This is a genomic window from Gloeotrichia echinulata CP02 (assembly GCA_038087035.1).
GTDB classification, from domain to species: Bacteria; Cyanobacteriota; Cyanobacteriia; order Cyanobacteriales; family Nostocaceae; genus Gloeotrichia; species Gloeotrichia echinulata.
Genome location: CP051187.1, coordinates 4677251 through 4692861 on the forward strand (window position 1 = coordinate 4677251; position 15611 = coordinate 4692861).

The 15611-nt window shown below is 42.9% G+C and carries 17 protein-coding genes; 12 read left to right on the forward strand and 5 right to left on the reverse strand.

Annotated features, from left to right (window positions below; genetic code table 11):
• Positions 1-129 precede the first annotated feature (129 nt).
• The 4 genes from HEQ19_20520 (at position 130) to HEQ19_20535 (ending at position 3106) form a co-directional block, all read left to right on the forward strand.
• On the forward strand, positions 130-1560 hold the full coding sequence (locus HEQ19_20520; GenBank protein WYM01526.1) for a form I ribulose bisphosphate carboxylase large subunit: 1431 nt from the start codon (positions 130-132) through the stop codon (positions 1558-1560).
• A 95-nt stretch (positions 1561-1655) separates the two neighbouring features.
• Positions 1656-2063: a chaperonin family protein RbcX gene (locus HEQ19_20525; protein WYM01527.1), complete on the forward strand. Its 408-nt coding sequence runs from the start codon at positions 1656-1658 to the stop codon at positions 2061-2063.
• 45 nt (positions 2064-2108) lie between these two features.
• Positions 2109-2438 (forward strand): ribulose bisphosphate carboxylase small subunit, encoded by a 330-nt coding sequence (locus HEQ19_20530; GenBank protein WYM01528.1) that lies wholly within the window; start codon positions 2109-2111, stop codon positions 2436-2438.
• Positions 2439-2824: 386 nt separating this feature from the next.
• Positions 2825-3106, forward strand: coding sequence for a type II toxin-antitoxin system ParD family antitoxin (locus tag HEQ19_20535; protein ID WYM01529.1), 282 nt, complete (start codon positions 2825-2827; stop codon positions 3104-3106).
• Between the two features lie 425 nt (positions 3107-3531).
• Here the strand turns inward: HEQ19_20535 and HEQ19_20540 are convergent, their stop codons facing one another.
• Both HEQ19_20540 and HEQ19_20545 read right to left on the reverse strand, forming a co-directional pair.
• Complete coding sequence (locus HEQ19_20540; protein ID WYM01530.1) at positions 3532-3936, reverse strand: type II toxin-antitoxin system VapC family toxin; 405 nt, start codon at positions 3934-3936, stop codon at positions 3532-3534.
• Positions 3936-4175, reverse strand: a complete 240-nt coding sequence (locus tag HEQ19_20545) for a hypothetical protein (protein WYM01531.1) — start codon at positions 4173-4175, stop codon at positions 3936-3938. Before HEQ19_20545 ends, HEQ19_20540 begins: the two co-directional genes overlap by 1 nt.
• A 182-nt stretch (positions 4176-4357) precedes the next feature.
• On the opposite strand from HEQ19_20545, the gene HEQ19_20550 reads away from it, so the two are divergent.
• Complete coding sequence (locus HEQ19_20550; protein ID WYM03525.2) at positions 4358-5170, forward strand: AAC(3) family N-acetyltransferase; 813 nt, start codon at positions 4358-4360, stop codon at positions 5168-5170.
• 1039 nt (positions 5171-6209) lie between these two features.
• Here HEQ19_20550 and HEQ19_20555 read toward each other — a convergent pair.
• On the reverse strand, positions 6210-6554 hold the full coding sequence (locus HEQ19_20555) for a hypothetical protein (GenBank protein ID WYM01532.1): 345 nt from the start codon (positions 6552-6554) through the stop codon (positions 6210-6212).
• Between the two features lie 341 nt (positions 6555-6895).
• Here HEQ19_20555 and HEQ19_20560 point away from each other — a divergent pair, with 341 nt between their 5' ends.
• The 6 genes from HEQ19_20560 to HEQ19_20585 all read left to right on the forward strand — a co-directional run bounded on the left by HEQ19_20560 (position 6896) and on the right by HEQ19_20585 (position 10859).
• Positions 6896-7402, forward strand: a complete 507-nt coding sequence (locus tag HEQ19_20560; GenBank protein WYM03526.2) for a hypothetical protein — start codon at positions 6896-6898, stop codon at positions 7400-7402.
• Between the two features lie 470 nt (positions 7403-7872).
• Entirely contained in the window at positions 7873-8079 is a 207-nt protein-coding gene (locus tag HEQ19_20565) for a hypothetical protein (protein ID WYM01533.1), read from the forward strand.
• Positions 8080-8161: 82 nt separating this feature from the next.
• Positions 8162-8863, forward strand: a complete 702-nt coding sequence (locus HEQ19_20570) for a Uma2 family endonuclease (protein WYM01534.1) — start codon at positions 8162-8164, stop codon at positions 8861-8863.
• Between the two features lie 55 nt (positions 8864-8918).
• Positions 8919-9146 carry a DUF2281 domain-containing protein gene (locus tag HEQ19_20575; protein ID WYM01535.1) on the forward strand — a complete coding sequence of 76 codons (228 nt, stop codon included), beginning with the start codon at positions 8919-8921 and terminating at the stop codon, positions 9144-9146.
• Positions 9143-9523 (forward strand): type II toxin-antitoxin system VapC family toxin, encoded by a 381-nt coding sequence (locus tag HEQ19_20580; GenBank protein ID WYM01536.1) that lies wholly within the window; start codon positions 9143-9145, stop codon positions 9521-9523. The genes HEQ19_20575 and HEQ19_20580 overlap by 4 nt, the downstream gene beginning before the upstream one ends.
• A 91-nt stretch (positions 9524-9614) precedes the next feature.
• On the forward strand, positions 9615-10859 hold the full coding sequence (locus HEQ19_20585; protein ID WYM01537.1) for a ribulose bisphosphate carboxylase small subunit: 1245 nt from the start codon (positions 9615-9617) through the stop codon (positions 10857-10859).
• Between the two features lie 187 nt (positions 10860-11046).
• Here HEQ19_20585 and HEQ19_20590 read toward each other — a convergent pair whose 3' ends face one another.
• Both HEQ19_20590 and HEQ19_20595 read right to left on the reverse strand, forming a co-directional pair.
• Positions 11047-12090: an LD-carboxypeptidase gene (locus HEQ19_20590; GenBank protein ID WYM01538.1), complete on the reverse strand. Its 1044-nt coding sequence runs from the start codon at positions 12088-12090 to the stop codon at positions 11047-11049.
• A gap of 142 nt (positions 12091-12232) precedes the next feature.
• Positions 12233-13411, reverse strand: coding sequence for a glycosyltransferase (locus tag HEQ19_20595; GenBank protein WYM01539.1), 1179 nt, complete (start codon positions 13409-13411; stop codon positions 12233-12235).
• Between the two features lie 104 nt (positions 13412-13515).
• Between HEQ19_20595 and shc the strand changes: the two genes are divergently transcribed.
• Positions 13516-15432 (forward strand): squalene--hopene cyclase, encoded by a 1917-nt coding sequence (gene shc / locus HEQ19_20600; GenBank protein WYM01540.1) that lies wholly within the window; start codon positions 13516-13518, stop codon positions 15430-15432.
• Positions 15433-15611 lie beyond the last annotated feature (179 nt).

The following is a 15611-nucleotide window of genomic DNA, read 5'->3' on the forward strand; positions in this document are numbered from 1 at the left end:
ACCAAGGCGTGAGTAGCTTTGGATAGGGTAGCTTTGGAGCGGTATGATGTCATGGAAAAAACCGGGTGAGGAAAATTGCACCCAATGTGATTTGATAAATATACAGTGTGACTTCTTGGAAGGGAATTTATGTCTTACGCTCAAACTAAGACTCAGGCAAAAACTGGGTATAAAGCCGGGGTTCAAGATTACAGACTAACTTATTACACACCCGATTACACTCCAAAAGATACAGATATTTTAGCGGCATTTCGTGTTACACCCCAGCCCGGTGTTCCCTTTGAAGAAGCGGCTGCAGCAGTAGCGGCTGAGTCTTCCACTGGTACTTGGACAACTGTGTGGACAGACTTGCTCACCGACCTAGATCGCTACAAAGGTCGTTGTTACGATATCGAACCAGTTCCCGGCGAAGACAACCAATTTATTGCCTATATCGCCTATCCTTTGGACTTGTTTGAAGAAGGCTCTATCACCAACGTATTGACCTCTATCGTTGGTAACGTATTTGGTTTTAAAGCGTTGCGGGCACTGCGTCTAGAAGACATCCGCTTTCCTGTAGCTTACATCAAGACTTTCCAAGGACCTCCCCACGGTATCCAAGTTGAGCGTGACAAATTAAACAAATACGGTCGTCCGCTGTTGGGTTGTACAATCAAACCCAAATTAGGTCTGTCTGCTAAGAACTACGGACGCGCAGTATACGAGTGTTTGCGCGGTGGTTTGGACTTCACCAAAGACGACGAAAACATCAACTCCGCACCATTCCAAAGATGGCGCGATCGCTTCTATTTCGTTGCAGATGCTATTGCCAAAGCTCAAGCGGAAACCGGTGAAATCAAAGGTCACTACCTGAACGTTACCGCTCCCACCTGCGAAGAAATGCTGAAGCGGGCTGAGTACGCTAAAGAACTCAAACAGCCCATCATCATGCACGACTACCTGACCGCAGGCTTCACCGCTAACACCACCTTGGCTCGTTGGTGCCGCGACAACGGTGTCCTGCTACACATTCACCGGGCGATGCACGCTGTAATCGACCGTCAAAAGAATCACGGTATCCACTTCCGTGTATTGGCTAAAGCTCTACGCTTATCTGGTGGAGACCACATCCACACAGGTACCGTAGTTGGTAAATTGGAAGGTGAGCGCGGCATCACAATGGGCTTCGTTGACCTGTTGCGTGAAAACTACGTTGAGCAAGACAAGTCACGCGGTATTTACTTTACCCAAGACTGGGCTTCTCTACCTGGAGTATTGGCTGTTGCATCCGGTGGTATCCACGTATGGCACATGCCCGCATTGGTAGAAATCTTCGGTGATGACTCCGTACTACAATTCGGTGGTGGTACTTTAGGTCACCCCTGGGGTAACGCTCCTGGCGCTACCGCTAACCGCGTCGCCTTGGAAGCAGTTGTTCAAGCTCGTAACGAAGGACGTAACCTGGCTCGCGAAGGTAACGACATTATCCGCGAAGCAGCTAAGTGGTCTCCTGAACTAGCTGCAGCTTGCGAACTTTGGAAAGAAATCAAGTTCGAGTTTGAAGCAATGGATACCGTCTGATCACCGACTTAGGCGTTAAGAGTTAAGAGTTAAGAGTTAAATTAATTCATAACTCATAACTCATAACTCATAACTTTTGAGGGCTGGGGTCAAGCATGAATCTCAAGCAAATTGCGAAGGACACAGCCAAGACTATCCAACGCTACCTGACTTATCAGGCGCTGAGGACAGTACTGGCACAGCTAGGTGAAACAAATCCTCCATTACAACTTTGGCTACATAACTTTTCCGCCGACAAAATCCACGATGGAGAAGCATATATTGAGCAACTGTTGCGGGAGAAGCCAGAGTTAGCATTGCGAATCATGACTGTCAGGGAACACATTGCGGCAGAAATTACAGAATTTTTACCCGAAATGGTTCAGACCGGAATTCAGCAAGCGAATATGGAACAGCGTCGCCAGCATCTAGAACGCATCACGAGAATAGATACATCAAACCCCAGTCTGTCACCAGAACAGCAAGCAACAAAAGACCCGAATTTGGATAACTTATCCAGTTAGTCGGTCAACGTAGTCATAAAAAATCGCAACCCATTATCAAAAGCTATGCAAACTTTACCAAAAGAGCGTCGTTACGAAACCCTGTCCTACCTTCCACCCCTGTCTGACGCTCAAATTGCGAAGCAGATCCAGTACATTTTGAGCCAAGGTTACATTCCCGCGATTGAGTTTAACGAAACTTCTGAGCCTACAGAATTATACTGGACACTGTGGAAGCTGCCTTTGTTCAATGCTAGAACCACTCAAGAAGTATTGAACGAAGTTCAAGCTTGTCGTTCTCAGTATTCCAGCAACTACATCCGTGTTGTGGGTTTTGACAACATCAAGCAGTGTCAAATTCTCAGCTTCATCGTTCACAAACCCAGCAGATACTAAAGCTGACACGCTGGAAGTAATTTGTTGATGACAAATAGGAGAGGTGGAATTATCTACCTCTCCTATTTATTACTCCCTTCCCGGTCTAAGATTACCTATATCCCAATACAGTTCAGTTAAGGAAAATTGTCGTAGGGGCACGGCACGAATAAAATTGTCATTAGAAGAAAAGATTTTGGATGCCGTGCCCCTACAGTGTATATCATTCGAGCCTAACTAAAGGGTGCGTCAGTGCGAGAAACTCAAGACATAGCCCGAAATTATTGGTACTGACGCACCTGAGTGTGGATAATTTAATTTCTGGAAGTCCCTAATATTAGCGTGGATGACACACTCCGACCTAATAATCGGCTAGATTATAATTAATCTTTCTGCCACAAAGCGCTATGCAAATCGTTTTACCTCCTGAAGTTGAGGCTATAGTACAACGCCAAGTAGCCCAAGGTAAATATGCGAACGCTCTCGAAGTTATCCTCGCTGGGGTTAAACTCTTGGAGCAGCAAGAAGATATTTACCAAGGAAGATTAAAAGAGCTTCAAGAAGCAGCGCAGATAGGATTGGAGGCGTCTTCGCGAGGTGAAGTTGTTGATGGTCCGACTGCAATGGCACAAATTCGAGCCAATTTGCGTTCTCGTTACACTTTACCAGAAGAATTGTCAGCAATTTAATTCTCTAGTTTATCAAAAATCTGGGTCTAAAACCCCGTCGTTCTAGGACGGCTTTTGGTATAATAGGCTTTGTGGGAGGGTAATCAACCACATAAAAAACCCATTTGCTACCTAACAAGTAGACGCTGCACCTTCTCCCAAAGGGAGAGGCTACGCCAAGACAACTAAATCTATGGGGTTCTACTTCGTAGTTCTAGTATCGCCTGGAAGTAGGTAAAAGATTTACAGGTACTAGACTAACAGCATTAAACTGCAAACAAATTTTGCACTATGTGCAACTATGGTCGGGCAGACCAAAAGTTAACGCTTCTCTACGAGACGCTGCGCGAAGAGGAGAGAACCACCTCTGGGTTAGATACCGCAAGGGGTCTAATCTAAGTGGACTCGTTGAATCAAGAATCCCCGTACCTTTAGGTCGGGGAGTGTCAATCTGGCTCAATCCAGAAAATTCCTAAACGCCTAAAATCTTTATCAAAAGAAACTACGGTTCCACCTGTTTGACGAGCAATTTCTGCAAGATACGCATCAACAAAATCAACATTTGCACTAGCCATAAGATTTAAGGCTGCAGTTACTTGTTGTATTTCATCTAATGCAATACCATCAGATGCAATTAAGGGTAACAAAACGTCAGTTATTTGCCTACGAGAATATTTATAAAATGAACTCAATACCCAAACGACTTCTGCAACTACAATTGGTGAAAGTCTGAGGGTTATTTCTCCTTGTTCAGCCCTTTGTATTAGTCTCAAAGCACGTTCTGCTAATTGGGGAGGTTCTCCTGTGAGAAAGCGAAGCAAAACATTAGCATCTATCCAAAAATCAGTCATTATTGTTGATTAATTATATTTTTAGCCAAAGATTCCCCAACAATTTTCCGCATTTCTTCCTTATCTGCTTCAGGTTGATTTGCTCTAAATGCACCGTAAAATTCGCTCAGTCTTTTTTTTGCAGTGGGAGCAACTTTTTGATTGCGGAGTTTAATAAATTCAATAAAATCAGCTACAAGTTGAAATTCTTCGTCGCTTAAGTGGTCTATTTCTTGTTTGATACTTTCTTTAGTTGCCATTTTTTTAGTAGTTGTGTTTTAGAATAGTTTGATATTTTAATTTTACAGCACGCAGTGTATGATTGGTAATGGGTCATTTTCTCCATAACCTATGCCCTTGTGGCTGGAGTTTTTATTTCGTCACGAACTTGTGCAATCCTGTACTTAGGAACTTCCAATAAAAAAAATATCCAATTTGTCAAGTGGATGATAGAGAATCAAAAATAATACTTAGCACACCATCACCGCGCACTCGCCAAACTCTGGCTACAGACTTGTTCAATGCAGGACTAACTCCAGGTATGACGGTAATAGTACATTCTTCTCTGAGTTCACTGGGATGGGTTTGTGGTGGTTCAGTTGCAGTGGTTCAGGCTTTGATGGATGTGATTACTCCTGATGGGACTATAGTAATGCCTACCCATTCAGGTGATTTGTCTGACCCTGCTACATGGGAAGCACCACCAGTCCCCAGTGAGTGGTGGCCGATTATCCGTGAAACTATGCCGGCTTTTGATCCAAAGGTGACTCCTACACGAGGTATGGGTCAAATTGTTGAAGCTTTCCGAACTTGGCAAAATGTAGTGCGGAGTTCTCATCCAGCGGTTTCCTTTGCAGCTTGGGGAAACCAGTCTGAAAAAATCGTCTCCCATCATTCTTTAGATAATTCTTTGGGAGAAAATTCACCCTTAGCTCGTCTCTATGATTTGAATGCTTGGGTGCTGTTATTAGGAGTTGGGTACGATAGTTGTACCAGTTTTCATTTAGCGGAGTATCGCATTGGTCAAAAAGAGCGAGTGAACAGAGGTGCGCCAATTCTAGAAAATGGACAGCGAGTCTGGAAAGTTTATACAGACATTGAGTTTGAGGATGACTGTTTTGTGGAAATAGGCGAAGCTTTGGAAAAAACTGGTGATGTCAAATTCTCTACAGTTGGTTTGGCAAAAATCAAATTATTTTCTATCATAAATGCTGTTGATTTTGCAGTTAATTGGTTGACAACTAATAATAAGTGATTAGGCATAACACAACTCACGTGTTATACCGTTTCACTTTAAGTATGATACAAATACGTTGGTAGGGGCATGGCAATGCCCATTGGTGTCAACTTAAGCCACAGATAGCTGATCGCAAGGCTTACCTACCCACCTTGGAATGAATTCCAAGGCTAATAGCTAAAGTCTACTGAAGTAGACTCAAGATTTCGCGGGGGTATTTAGTCATCTTTAGATGACTTTTGCTATTAGACTCCGAATTCATTCGGAGTCGGGACATGGATTTCGCGTTAAGTTGACACGTATGGGCAATACCGTGCCCCTACTGGCTTCTATATGTATCAGAGTTTTGGTGAAATGGTATTAGGGGCGGGGCGCAAGGCCTTGCGCCCCTACGAGTATCTGTGGTTCAAAGAAATAAAAATTGCAGTTAAGTCTACAATTGAAGGTGCGTTACGCCGAAGGCTAACGCACCCTACTGGTTACTGTGGTTAACGGATACCTTGAGTAAGGGAATATAATTCAGGTGTTATTTCAAAAGAAAGTTTCATATCTATTTATTCTCCAGCAACTACCATATTTTGATTGATTATCTGACTGCCAAAAAGCATTAAATAAATGTTTTTTTCTGCAAATCTCATTGAGCGCTATTCTTTGACAACCTTTATCATTTGATAGATAGTTACATATTTTTTGAGATTTCATATATTCAATTTCTTGGATATTACTCAGCCATATTTTTGTAAAAAATCTCATTGATTGGGCATAACTAGATTTAGATACTATTCCCAAAATCAGAGCAATAAATACAAAATTGATACTTGTTCTGGAAAGATGAAAAAATATCTTATTTAGCCTATTCATATAGACAGAATGGAAACATTAATATTTGTAACCTTATCGATTAATCGAATCTTACCCAAGAGGGCGTTGCTTATTTGCGAGATAAGTTGATGATTAAAACGATAGAAATTTGGTTTTAATTCCACAGAAATTATCTCGTGATTTGGCAACCCCCCCCAAGAGATTATCAGTTAAACGGGCGATAGTTGCTCAAAAATTACAAGAAATTGCGACAGACATCTCTTACAAAATTAACTTGTTCTTCTTGACGTAAAGCATATAAGTTATTACTTGCTCTGCCATTTCGGCAATCAATAGCAATCTTATATACACCACCAACAGTTGAAACTGTAGTTACAAATTCCCCAGCTGCTCCTCGCGTTGTTTGGAGAATTTTGTAAGTTCTCTGAACACGAATTTTCCCAGCATTCCTTTGAGCAAATCTTATCAAGTCATCAATTGAGTTAGTCAAAACTCTGGCTGCTTGTGGATATGCTGGTGTATATGCAAAAGGGCTAAGTAAAGCTAAAGACACAACAAGAACAGATGACAACTTTTTCATAATCAAGTCCTCGCAAGGGAAATTATTTAGAGTCAAGAAATTATTCAGCCGGAATACATGTCATTTCCTACAACAGAACAGAATTTAGGCAACTAGTTGATGAAATCGATGAGTAAGGCTATGTAAAGACACCCTTTGCAACGCTCAAGCCGAACTATAAACCTATTGACGTAACTAGTTATATTTGCGTAAATCTTGTTCTTGATATATACTAACTTGGTACTCAAAAACCAAAAAGCGGAAAAGGGCGGATGTTTGTAACATTGATTTAAAAAATCGACAAAAGACGGAAAAAGCAGGAAAAAGACGGCTAAAATAATTACCGTCCTCTCACATTCCTCATGATGCACATTCAGGAGATATTGCAACTGGTGGATGAAGCTATTTATTTCAAAACAGGGAACCATTTAAATGACTTGCAGCGTGGAATTATCGAGGGAACACTGAAGCGCCAAAAGTATTCTGAAATTGCTGAACAATATGATTGTACTCCAGGTCATGCCAAAGATATAGGGTACGAACTTCTGCAAATGTTATCTGATGTTTTTGGTGAATCTGTTCATAAAGGTAATCTTAAATCAGTTCTAGAACGGCAAGCAAATCTAAATATTTCTTTTGGTGATAGAAACATTAATAGTCATATAATTGGGTGTATAAATCTTGGTGATGAACAATCCATTGCCACTCCAAATAAAAGTCAGCCTGTTACTTCTAACTTGCAGCAACCTAGTCAGAATCAATCTATTCTTGAAACAATTGATAAATTACGACAATTTGGCTTAAACGATGAGCAAATTGCAGAGGCGTTAAAGTTACCCCTGGAAGTAGTTAAGCATCTGGGTGAATAGGTTAGTTTTATAAGTCCAGCATATTATCATCTTAACGCGATGCCTGGGATAGGTGTAGCGATCGCACTCTATTCTCTCTTCCTTCGTGTCCTTCTCTTCGAGACGCTTCTCTACGAGAGGCTCCGCCAATGCGAACGTGTCCTTTGCGGTTCGATATTCCATAGATTTTTTTGTCTCACGCAGAGGCGCAGAGGCGCAAAGAGGAAGGTAAGAGGGGTTTTATATCCCAACACATTCAGATTCGGTACAATATGATATCGCGATGTGTAGGGGCACGGCAATGCCGTGCCCCTACGAGTGTACCTAACTAGGGCGGGAAACACTATAATCGTTAATTATCAAGTGCGATGGCTCGCGCATATCTAAAATATAGTCAAACATAGTGCGATCGCTTACAAGTTTCTGCTTCAAAGCCTGAACGTTCAGCCTCAAAGCCTCAAGCGTCAGCCTCAAAACCGCAACGCTCTCGTTTGAAACCGCAACGTTCTCGTTTGAAACCGCAACGCTCTCGTTTGAAACCGCAACGCTCTCATTTGAAACCGCAACGTTCTCGTTTGAAACCGCAACGTTCTCGTTTGAAACCGCAACGTTCTCGTTTGAAACCGCAACGTTCTCGTTTGAAACCGCAACGTTCTCGTTTGAAACCGCAACGTTCTCGTTTCCATCCTCAACCTTAATACCTGTTGCAGCTTGGTTAAATTGGTTGAGATCAGAATTGCCTATACTAGATGCAGTAACACTCCTGTGAGGAACCTACCAATGACAGCCTCAGTAGAACAAAACGTTAACAAAGACGCCAAAATTCCGCCGTTAGAAAGCGGGGACAGACTCACCCGCTACGAATTTGAGCGCCGGTATCACGCTATGCCGGATACTAAAAAAGTAGAACTAATAGAAGGAGTCGTCTACGTGGCCTCACCATTACGTTTCAACAGTCATGGAAAACCCCATGCGAATCTTATCGGCTGGTTGTGGAATTACAAAATTGCTACTCCAGGTGTGGAGTTAGGCGATAATTCCACAGTCCGTCTGGATTTAGATAACGAACCCCAGCCTGATGTTGTGTTATTGATTGATGAACTATTGGGTGGTCAAGCACGTATCAGTAGTGATGATTATATTGAAGGCGCACCAGAATTAATTGCAGAAGTTGCAGCCAGCAGCGCCGCAAATGATTTATATGATAAGAAAAAAGTCTACCGTCGTAATGGTGTTAAAGAATATATTATCTGGCAAAGTTTAGACAATAAACTTGATTGGTTTAGCTTACACAATGGCGAATATGTGTCATTAGAACCCGATGCTGAGGGAGTAATAAAAAGTCGCGTCTTTCCCGGTTTGTGGTTAGATGTGCAGGCGTTACGCACCGGAGAAATGACGCAAGTTTTAGCAGTGCTACAAAATGGTTTAAACTCCCAAGAACATCAAGGATTTGTGCAGCAGCTATCAAACCATGCTTAAATCGCCAGGGTGGAATAATGTTAATACCTGATTTGAAAATATAGAGGTAAAAATCATGACGCAAATTACTTTAGCGGAAGCAGTTTTACATTTACCTGACTTGGTTGAAGCAGCACTTGGTGGTGAGGAAATTATCATCATCAAAGATAACCAACAAGCTGTAAAATTAAGTCCTGTATTACCAGTTAAACGCCGTCCCACATTTGGTAGCGCCAAGGGACTTGTGACAATTGCTGATGATTTTGATGAACCACTTGAAGATTTTAAGGAATATATGGAATGAGACAACTACTGGATACTCATACTTTGATTTGGTTCGTTATGGGAGATCCAAGAATCAACCTTAGTTTGCGATCGCAAATTGAAAATAATGATAATCTGTTGAGTATTGCCAGTGTTTGGGAAATGGCAATCAAGTATAGTATCGGTAAACTCACACTCGCCCCTAGCTTTAACGAATTTATAGAACAGCAAATAATTACGAATGGGATTGAATTAATGCCAATCACATTAGAGCATATTGCTGTGATCACTACACTACCCCTTCATCATCGTGACCCGTTTGACAGAATGTTGATTGCACAAGCGATAGTGGAAAATATACCTATACTGAGTGCTGATCAGATTTTTGATGCCTATCCCATTAAACGTTTATGGTGAGTAGCGTTCCTGATCTACCAAAAGATAAATGAGCAGCAAGCACCAAAAAATCCTAACATGATTTTAAGCAGTGCTAGGTAAAAATAATTTTATGAGTTACTACATCGCTCCGCGCTTTCTTGATAAACTTGCTGTTCACATCACCAAAAACTTCCTCAATCTTCCTGGTGTGCGCGTACCCTTGATTTTAGGTATTCATGGACGCAAAGGTGAGGGTAAGTCCTTTCAATGTGAGTTAGTCTTCGAGAAAATGGGTATCGAGGTGACTTTGATATCTGGTGGAGAATTGGAAAGTCCAGATGCTGGAGATCCAGCGCGGTTGATTCGCCTGCGCTATCGTGAAACTGCAGAATTAATCAAAGTACGCGGTAAAATGTGTGTGCTGATGATTAACGATTTAGATGCAGGTGCGGGACGCTTTGATGAAGGTACTCAGTACACTGTAAATACTCAGTTGGTAAATGCCACTCTGATGAATATTGCTGATAATCCCACAGATGTGCAGTTACCTGGTAGTTATGATTCTACACCTTTACGCCGGGTGCCAATTATTGTTACAGGTAATGATTTTACCACTCTCTATGCGCCGTTAATTCGGGATGGACGGATGGAGAAATTTTATTGGGAACCTGACAGAGATGATAAGGTGGGGATTGTCGGCGGGATTTTTGCACCAGATGGTCTTTCGCAGCGAGAAATTGAGCAGTTAGTTGATACATTTCCCAATCAATCTATTGACTTTTTTAGCGCTTTGCGTTCTCGAATTTATGACGAACAAATCCGTAAATTTATCCATCAAATAGGATTTGAACGTATATCTTTGCGTGTTGTAAATAGCGTTGAAGGTCCACCAGAATTCAAAAAGCCAGATTTCACCCTGTCTCATTTAATCGACTCTGGTAACTTGATGGTTGGTGAACAAAAACGGGTGGAAAATTCCCAGTTGGTTGATGAATATAATCGATTGAATCGAGGGAGAAATTATCAACCTGTACCGCAAATTGTGACGCCAATTAGTCAACCGTCAAGCAATGGATTCGAGAAAAAAGAAGTATCGAATACTCATTTAACCCTAGAAACACAAGAACAGATTCGGCAAATTTTGGCTCAGGGTTATAAAATCAGCATTGAACATGTAGATGAACGCCGCTTCCGCACGGGTTCATGGCAAAGTTGTGTCAATACCCACATTGATGCTCATTCTGATGCTATCTCAGCTTTGGAATCTTGTCTAGTTGAATATAGCGGTGAATATCTGCGTTTGGTAGGTATTGATCCAAAGGCGAAGCGTCGGGTGGTGGAAACGATTATTCAAAGACCGAATGGGAGAAATTAAGGGGAAATTCCTCTAATTGATCATCCCACCGCTTACAGCAGTTTTCATCTATTTAGACCACAAGCTGATATTTGTATTTCTTTCTTCCTTTGCGCCTTTGCGCCTTCCCTACGGGACGCTGCGCGAATGCGTGAGATATAAAGATGTGGTTCATTTACCTGAAAACCGCTGTAAAGTTGTGGGATTGTCAAACCACAGCAGGTTCTAGCATCCGAATTGTTCCAGTATCAGCGTCTATTTCCACCTGTAAACCAATAGGTAATGTCAATATTGGTTCGATATGACCAATCATGGCACCAGACCAAGCTGGAATACCTAAAGGCTTAATATGATCTGTGACTACTTCTTCTAAGGTGAGAGAACCGTAGTCAGCGTCAGGCGAACATCCCTTACATTGTCCAAAAATAAAACCAGCAAGTTTGTCAAATAGCCCCGCAATTTTTAGGTGAGTCATCATGCGGTCAATACGATATATATTTTCACCAATATCTTCTACAAATAAAATTGCACCTTGTAAATTTGGTACATAGGGAGAACCGACAATTCCCGATAAAACTGAAAGATTCCCACCGATGAGCTTACCACGTGCGCGACCAGAAGTAATAGTTTGTATGCGATTCTTAACTTGCATCAGACGGGTTTCATCATCTCCATCTTTGAGGTTTTGAAAAGTCACAGTTTCACCGTTAAATAACACACGGCGAAAATATTCTGTCTGGGTTGTTCTCCATGAAGTTAGTCCGTTTGGTCCGTGAAATGTGACTAGGTTTGTCTGAGCATTCAAACCGAGAATTAAAGCTGTTAAATCACTAAAACCGATAATAATTTTGGGATTTTGACGGATGAGTTTGTAATCTAAATAAGGCAAAATTCGACTACATCCCCAACCACCACGGATTGGTAAAATAGCGGCTACAGAAACATCACTAAAAAACTGATTAATGTCAGCAGCACGTTGTTGATCTTTCCCTGCTAAATAACCATAACGTTCTAGTAGATGAGGCGCAAGGCGGGGGACAAGTCCCAAAGCTTTAACTGCATCTGTCACCACCTCTAATTCTTCACGGACGAAGGTTGCACTTGCAGGACTGACAATTCCTACTACAGAGCCAGCTTGCAACCGTTTGGGTTTTAATAATGGTGGCTCTGATGCTTTCCCCGGTTTGAGGGGTAAAGCTAAGATTGAGGAACTAGCAGCTAAACCAATGAGCAAATTACGGCGGTTAATCATCAGGAATTTAGGACACAACGCCAACTGTAATTAAACCATATTATGACCTATGCAAGCGTCAGATCAAAGCCGGGTGAACAGATATGGTAGGGGCGCAAGGCCTTGCGCCCCTACGCGCTCCTAGGAAGATCTGTGGTTATTATCAAGGATAAACTCGGCCTTTCCAAGAACCGCCGCGCCCTTGGGTATGACGGATGGCAGAATCGACAGTCATCAGGGTGTAAAGAAAAGCGATCGCAGGTAAGCACAAAGCTAACCAAGGTGGACATTTATAAAACCGAATTGTTGGGAGATAAGCCAAGGTCATCAATACCCAAGCTAATAAACCCGTAAGTGTGATTGCTTGACTCCCCAGCAACCCACCTAGAATTATAGCCGCTGGTGGAACCAAATAAATCAAGGTCATGGCGACGACTGTTCCCGCTAACAGCAGCGGAGAATAATTTAATTGGGTGTAAGCAGTCCGCGCTACCATATTCCAAATTGTATCTAAATCAGGATAGGGACGCAAACTACAAGTTAACGTACTCAGTCCTAACCAGATGCGTCCTTTTGAGGATGGATGATTTCTCCCCCTCTTTTTAACGGCATCAGCTAGGCTACAATCGTCAATTAAGGCTTGGCGAATAGTGGAAATCCCGCCGATTTGCTGTAATGCTTGTGAGCGAATCAAGATAGAACCGCCAGCAGCTGCTGCAGTTGCATTTTTTGGGTTATTCACCCAACGAAAAGGGTAGAGTTTTTGAAAGAAAAAGACGAAAGCGGGGATTAACAGATGTTCCCAAAAGCTTTGACATCTCAGCCGCACCATCACAGACACCATATCTAAATCGTCTTTTTCGGCTTTGGCTACCATTCGCCGCAGATTACTAATATCATGCTCAATATCTGCATCGGTTAGTAAATAATAGTCTGGTGTGAATCCACTTGCATTTTGAATCCCTTGTTCCACAGCCCAGAGTTTCCCCGACCAACCATGAGGCAGGGGTTCTCCAGAGATAATATGTAATTGTTGGGGTTTATTGACAGCGTAGGCAACCCCTTGGGCACAAGCTTCTGTACCATCGGTGCTGCGATCGTCTACTAAAAATACGTTAAACTCACCGGGATAGTCTTGATTGAGAAGCGATCGCAGGGTAATTGGGAGCAAATCAGCTTCGTTACGCGCAGGAATGACTGCACAAACCCTCGGTAAAGATTGCAACGGAATGTCTGCAACCTCTAATCGCTGGTCTGTCCGCCAAAATTGCCCTCGTAAACTCAGTAGTCCTATCCAGATGACTAAGGATAAAAGCGTTAATCCGAACACAATTGCAGCCATAAGCTCTTGCAAATTCGACGTGACTCAGACACAATACTAAGCTGTTCTATTGATGGTTGACTGATGATTGTCAACCGTCAACATCAACCGTTGAGTAGTATTTGATGCAAACACAAGATAGAGTAAATGTCAATCAAGTCGCCGGGGCGATCGCCGCTAGCCAAAAATATCTGCTTTCCATTCAAAATCCGGCAGGTTACTGGTGGGCAGAGTTAGAATCTAATGTCACCATCACCGCTGAAGCTGTCCTCTTACATAAAATTTGGGGGACAGATAAAACTCGACCTTTGCACAAAGTCGAAGCCTATTTACGTTCTCAACAACGCGAGCATGGAGGTTGGGAGCTTTTTTACGGCGATGGCGGTGAAATTAGCACTTCGGTGGAAGCTTATATGGCGCTGAAGTTGCTGGGTGTACCAGCTAGCGATCCGGCGATGATTCAGGCACGGGCTTTTATTCTCCAACATGGTGGTATCAGCAAAACTCGCATTTTTACCAAGTTACACCTAGCCCTGATTGGCTGCTACGACTGGCGCGGTTTACCTTCCCTACCACCTTGGGTCATGCTTCTACCCTCGGCTTTCCCAGTCAATATATATGAGTTGTCTAGTTGGGCACGTTCTAGTACCGTACCTCTACTGATTGTATTTGACCGTAAACCTGTTTTTATCACTGACCCAACCATCAATTTAGATGAACTTTATACTGAAGGTGTTAATCAAGTTAAGTATGAATTGCCTCGAAATGGCGATTGGACAGATTTATTTATCACCCTAGATCAAGGGTTTAAGTTCGCAGAAAGCCTAAATTTAGTACCCTTCCGGGAAGAAGGTATTAAAGCGGCCCAAAAATGGATATTAGAACGCCAAGAAGCTACAGGCGATTGGGGGGGAATTATTCCGGCGATGCTAAATTCACTCCTAGCTTTGCGGTGTCTGGATTACGATGTCTCTGACCCGATTATCGAACGCGGACTTATAGCAGTTGACAATTTTGCCATTATTACAGAAGATAGCTACCGCGTGCAACCCTGTGTCTCACCAGTCTGGGATACAGCTTGGGTCATCCGGGCTTTGATAGATTCTGGCATGACACCAGATCATCCCGCTGTGGTACAGGCTGGAGAATGGTTATTGTCGAAGCAAATTCTCGATTATGGAGATTGGGCTGTCAAAAATCACCAGGGTCAACCAGGGGCTTGGGCTTTTGAGTTTGACAATCGCTTTTATCCCGATGTCGATGATTCTGCTGTGGTGGTCATGGCTTTAGATCAGGCGAAACTCCCCAATGAAAAGTTAAAACAGGCAGCGATTAACCGTACCCTGAAATGGATTGCTTCTATGCAGTGTAAACCAGGCGGTTGGGCAGCGTTTGATATTGATAATGATCAAGACTGGTTGAACGCCGTACCCTATGGCGACTTGAAAGCCATGATTGACCCAAACACCGCAGATGTTACCGCCAGAGTGGTAGAAATGCTGGGGGCTTGTAACCTGTTAATTGATGATCGTAATTTAGAAAGAGCGATCGCCTATCTGATGGATGAGCAAGAAACCGCAGGCTGTTGGTTTGGTCGTTGGGGAGTCAATTATATATATGGTACCAGTGGCGTGATCTCTGCCCTTGCCCTAATTGAACCACAAAGACATAAACACAGTATCGCACGGGGAGCAGCTTGGTTAGTCGCATGTCAAAATCCAGATGGTGGTTGGGGCGAGACTTGTCGCAGCTATGATGATCCTAGCCTCAAAGGACAAGGGACAAGTACCGCATCTCAAACTGCTTGGGCGTTAATTGGGCTAATCGCCGCCGGTGAAGCCACTAGCAATTTTGCTCGTGACACCATTGAGCGAGGAATTGCTTACCTTTTAGCGACACAAAAGCCTGATGGTACTTGGTACGAGGCAGATTTTACAGGAACCGGCTTCCCCTGCCATTTTTATTTAAAATATCACCTCTATCAGCAATATTTTCCTTTAATAGCTTTAGGTCGCTATCAAGCACTTAGCTTGAGGGATTAGGGATTGGGGATTGGGGGGATGGGGTGATGGGGTGATGGGGGGATTACCTAGCTCCCATGCTATGCGTGGGAGCGTATATCTAGGAGGCTCCGTCTCCTGAACTGATGACAGGAGGCGGAGCCTCCTTTTATGCATTTCCAGTGCGTAAATACCGTGTATAATAGTGTCAGTATATTAGC

What these genes read in the sequence shown, in the direction of transcription:
- HEQ19_20560 (WYM03526.2), top strand. Translation starts at nt 6,896, where the DNA reads ATGATGCACATTCAGGAGATATTGCAACTGGTGGATGAAGCTATTTAT.
- HEQ19_20595 (WYM01539.1), bottom strand. Translation starts at nt 13,411, where the DNA reads ATGGCTGCAATTGTGTTCGGATTAACGCTTTTATCCTTAGTCATCTGG.
- HEQ19_20590 (WYM01538.1), bottom strand. Translation starts at nt 12,090, where the DNA reads ATGATTAACCGCCGTAATTTGCTCATTGGTTTAGCTGCTAGTTCCTCA.
- HEQ19_20570 (WYM01534.1), top strand. Translation starts at nt 8,162, where the DNA reads ATGACAGCCTCAGTAGAACAAAACGTTAACAAAGACGCCAAAATTCCG.
- HEQ19_20530 (WYM01528.1), top strand. Translation starts at nt 2,109, where the DNA reads ATGCAAACTTTACCAAAAGAGCGTCGTTACGAAACCCTGTCCTACCTT.
- HEQ19_20545 (WYM01531.1), bottom strand. Translation starts at nt 4,175, where the DNA reads ATGGCAACTAAAGAAAGTATCAAACAAGAAATAGACCACTTAAGCGAC.
- HEQ19_20540 (WYM01530.1), bottom strand. Translation starts at nt 3,936, where the DNA reads ATGACTGATTTTTGGATAGATGCTAATGTTTTGCTTCGCTTTCTCACA.
- HEQ19_20525 (WYM01527.1), top strand. Translation starts at nt 1,656, where the DNA reads ATGAATCTCAAGCAAATTGCGAAGGACACAGCCAAGACTATCCAACGC.
- HEQ19_20535 (WYM01529.1), top strand. Translation starts at nt 2,825, where the DNA reads ATGCAAATCGTTTTACCTCCTGAAGTTGAGGCTATAGTACAACGCCAA.
- shc (WYM01540.1), top strand. Translation starts at nt 13,516, where the DNA reads ATGCAAACACAAGATAGAGTAAATGTCAATCAAGTCGCCGGGGCGATC.
- HEQ19_20585 (WYM01537.1), top strand. Translation starts at nt 9,615, where the DNA reads ATGAGTTACTACATCGCTCCGCGCTTTCTTGATAAACTTGCTGTTCAC.
- HEQ19_20575 (WYM01535.1), top strand. Translation starts at nt 8,919, where the DNA reads ATGACGCAAATTACTTTAGCGGAAGCAGTTTTACATTTACCTGACTTG.
- HEQ19_20555 (WYM01532.1), bottom strand. Translation starts at nt 6,554, where the DNA reads ATGAAAAAGTTGTCATCTGTTCTTGTTGTGTCTTTAGCTTTACTTAGC.
- HEQ19_20580 (WYM01536.1), top strand. Translation starts at nt 9,143, where the DNA reads ATGAGACAACTACTGGATACTCATACTTTGATTTGGTTCGTTATGGGA.
- HEQ19_20520 (WYM01526.1), top strand. Translation starts at nt 130, where the DNA reads ATGTCTTACGCTCAAACTAAGACTCAGGCAAAAACTGGGTATAAAGCC.